The organism is Salipiger mangrovisoli (assembly GCF_015223355.1).
GTDB classification, from domain to species: Bacteria; Pseudomonadota; Alphaproteobacteria; order Rhodobacterales; family Rhodobacteraceae; genus Salipiger; species Salipiger mangrovisoli.
The window spans coordinates 1-1,853 of record NZ_JADFFK010000081.1 but is presented as its reverse complement, the minus strand read 5'-3'; the positions used below and the strand labels follow the sequence as shown (position 1 = coordinate 1,853).

1 protein-coding gene is annotated in these 1,853 nt (G+C 66.9%); it reads left to right on the top strand.

The window, feature by feature from the left end; translation table 11 throughout:
- On the top strand, positions 1-1,853 hold a 1,853-nt coding region (gene acs, locus IQ782_RS29495), incomplete at both ends, for an acetate--CoA ligase (protein WP_194138223.1).

The following is a 1,853-nucleotide window of genomic DNA, read 5'->3' as shown; positions in this document are numbered from 1 at the left end:
CGCTCGATCGCCGATCCCGACGGCTTCTGGGGCGAGCAGGCGCAGCGGCTCGACTGGATGGCGCGGCCGACGAAGATCAAGGATACGAACTTCGTCTTCGGCAATGTCTCGATCAAATGGTTCGAGGACGGCGTGCTCAACGTCGCCTACAATTGCATTGACCGCCACCTGCCCGCCCGCGCCGCGCAGACCGCGATCCTCTTCGAGCCCGACAACCCCGAGGATCCGGCCCAGCACATCACCTATGCCGAGCTCTACGACAAGGTGAACCGCATGGCCAACGTCCTGCTGTCGCAGGGCGTCATGCGCGGCGACCGGGTGGTCATCTACCTGCCGATGATCCCCGAGGCGGCCTATGCCATGCTCGCCTGCGCCCGCATCGGCGCGATCCATTCCATCGTCTTCGCCGGCTTCTCGCCCGACGCGCTGGCCAACCGCATCAACGATTGCGGCGCCAAGATCGTCATCACCGCCGACACCGCGCCGCGCGGCGGCCGCCGCACCGCGCTCAAGTCCAACACCGACGCAGCCCTCCTGCACTGCTCGGACAAGGTGCGCTGCCTCGTGGTCAAGCACACCGGCGACCAGACCAGCTGGATCGACGGCCGCGACGTCGACGTCAAGGCACTGATGGAGACCGCCGCGCCGGATTGCCCGCCGCGCCCGATGAATGCCGAAGACCCGCTGTTCATCCTCTATACCTCGGGCTCGACCGGCAAGCCCAAGGGGGTTGTGCACTCAAGTGGTGGATATCTGGTTTACGCCGCCCTCACCCACGAGGTGGTCTTCGACTACCACGAGGGCGACGTCTACTGGTGCAGCGCCGACGTGGGCTGGGTCACCGGGCATTCCTACATTGTTTACGGACCCTTGGCCAATGGCGCCACGACGCTGATGTTCGAGGGCGTGCCGACCTGGCCCGACGCCAGCCGCTTCTGGCAGGTCTGCGAGAAGCACAAGGTCAACCAGTTCTACACCGCCCCCACCGCGATCCGCGCGCTGATGGGCCAGGGTGACGATTTCGTAACCAGGTGCGACCTATCCTCGCTGAAGCTGCTGGGCACCGTGGGCGAGCCGATCAACCCCGAAGCCTGGAACTGGTACAACGAGAAGGTCGGCCAGGGCCGCTGCCCGATCGTCGACACCTGGTGGCAGACCGAAACCGGCGGCCACCTGATGACCCCGCTGCCGGGCGCCCATGCCACCAAGCCGGGCGCCGCGATGAAGCCCTTCTTCGGCATCGTGCCGGTGGTGCTCGAGCCCACCTCGGGCGTCGAGATCTCCGAGCGCCCGACCGAGGGCGTGCTGGCGATCAAGGACAGCTGGCCGGGGCAGATGCGCACCGTCTGGGGCGACCACGAGCGCTTCGAGCAGACCTATTTCCAGCAGTACAAGGGCTATTACTTCTCGGGCGACGGCTGCCGCGCCGACGAGGACGGCGACTATTGGATCACCGGCCGGGTCGATGACGTGATCAACGTCTCGGGCCACCGCATGGGCACCGCCGAGGTGGAGTCGGCGCTCGTCGCCCACGCCAAGGTCGCCGAGGCCGCCGTGGTGGGCTACCCGCATGCGGTCAAGGGCCAGGGCATCTACTGCTACGTGACGCTGATGAACGACGTGGAGCCTTCGGAGGACCTCAAGAAGGAGCTGCGCGCCTGGGTCCGCACCGAGATCGGCCCGATCGCCTCGCCCGACCTCATCCAATGGGCCCCCGGCCTGCCGAAGACCCGCTCGGGCAAGATCATGCGCCGCATCCTGCGCAAGATCGCCGAGAACGACTACGGCGCCTTGGGCGACACCTCGACCCTCGCCGACCCCTCGGTCGTCGACGACCTCATCGAAAACCGCGC